Consider the following 1,333-nt stretch of genomic DNA (forward strand, 5'->3'; position numbering starts at 1 on the left):
TGAGCCACCCCCGCTTTCATGGAGCTTCTTGACCATGGTCTGATGGCCGTGGGGGAGGAAGTAGTCCGTGGCTGCACCGAAGAAGTACCCCGACGAGCTACGTCAGCGCGCTGTGCGCCTGTACCGCGAGTCGGATCCGAAGCCGGTGATCCGGCGTCTGGCCGAGCAGTTGGGCGTTCATCACGAGGCGCTCAGGAACTGGATCCGCCAGGCCGAGGCTGACGCCGACGAGCGTCATGACCGGCCGACCAGTGAGATGGCCGAGGAGAACCGGCGGCTGCGCCGCGAGGTCACCGAGTTGCGGCGGGCGAACGAGATCCTGAAGGCCGCGAGCGCGTATTTCGCGGCGGAGCTCGACCCGACCCGGCGACGGTCATGAGGTTCATTGATGAACACCGTGACCAGTTCGCGGTCGCGCTCCTGCTACGGGTCCTCAACATCGGCGCGTCGACCTACTACGCGTGGGTCAAGCAGGCCGAGCAGCCCTGCGACCGGAACGTGGTCGACCTGGGCCTGATCTCCAACATTCACGAGATCTGGGAGACGTCCGGGCGCACCTACGGCGCGGACCGGGTGCACCGGCAGCTGCGCCGCGACGGCATCCGGGTGGGCCGTAAACGGGTCGCGCGGTTGATGACGCAGCAGGGTTGGCAGGGTGCGTTCCTGCGTCGAGGCTGGCGCGGCGGCTCCACGAAGCAGGACCCGCGGCACACGCCGGCGCCGGATCTGGTCAACCGGCAGTTCACCGCCGACGGGCCGAACCGGCTCTGGGTCGCCGACGCCACCCGCATCCCCTGCGGCGAGGGCGTGTTCTGGCTCGCCGCGGTCCGGGATGTGTTCTCCCGCCGGATTGTCGGCTGGAAGACGTCTGACCGCTGCGACACCGATCTGATCCTCGCCGCCCTCGAATACGGCATCTGGTCCCGGGATGTCCGCGACGGCCAACTGATACACCACTCAGACCGCGGGTCGAACTACACGTCGTTCCGCTTCTCCGAACGCTTGCAGGACAACGGGATCCTGCCCTCGATGGGCTCCGTCGGCGACAGCTACGACAACGCCCTGATGGAGAACTTCTGGTCAACGTTGAAGATCGAACTCGTCTACCGCACGAGCTGGCGGACCCGCGACGAGGCCGAGAACGCGATCTTCGCCTACATTGACGGCTGGTACAACACCCGCCGCATCCAACGCGAGCTGGGCTACCTCAGCCCGAACGAGTACGAGACCGCCTGGCACACCCGCCAGACGCAACCAGCCGAACCACCTATCGCCGCCCCTGCACCAGCCGGGAGCAGGTAACCACCGCTCCATCAAAGCGGGGGGAACTCAA

General features: G+C 66.7%; 2 protein-coding genes. Both read left to right on the forward strand.

Going from position 1 to position 1,333, the window contains the following annotated elements; translation table 11 throughout:
* The first annotated feature begins 67 nt into the window (after positions 1–67).
* Complete coding sequence (locus tag AB0C22_RS31225; RefSeq protein ID WP_067308719.1) at positions 68–379, forward strand: transposase; 312 nt, start codon at positions 68–70, stop codon at positions 377–379.
* Positions 376–1,302 carry an IS3 family transposase gene (locus AB0C22_RS31230; protein WP_357538596.1) on the forward strand — a complete coding sequence of 309 codons (927 nt, stop codon included), beginning with the start codon at positions 376–378 and terminating at the stop codon, positions 1,300–1,302. The genes AB0C22_RS31225 and AB0C22_RS31230 overlap by 4 nt, the downstream gene beginning before the upstream one ends.
* The last annotated feature ends 31 nt before the right edge of the window (positions 1,303–1,333 follow it).

It is taken from the genome of Micromonospora sp. NPDC048894 (genome assembly GCF_040649765.1).
Lineage (GTDB): Bacteria > Actinomycetota > Actinomycetes > Mycobacteriales > Micromonosporaceae > Micromonospora > Micromonospora antibiotica.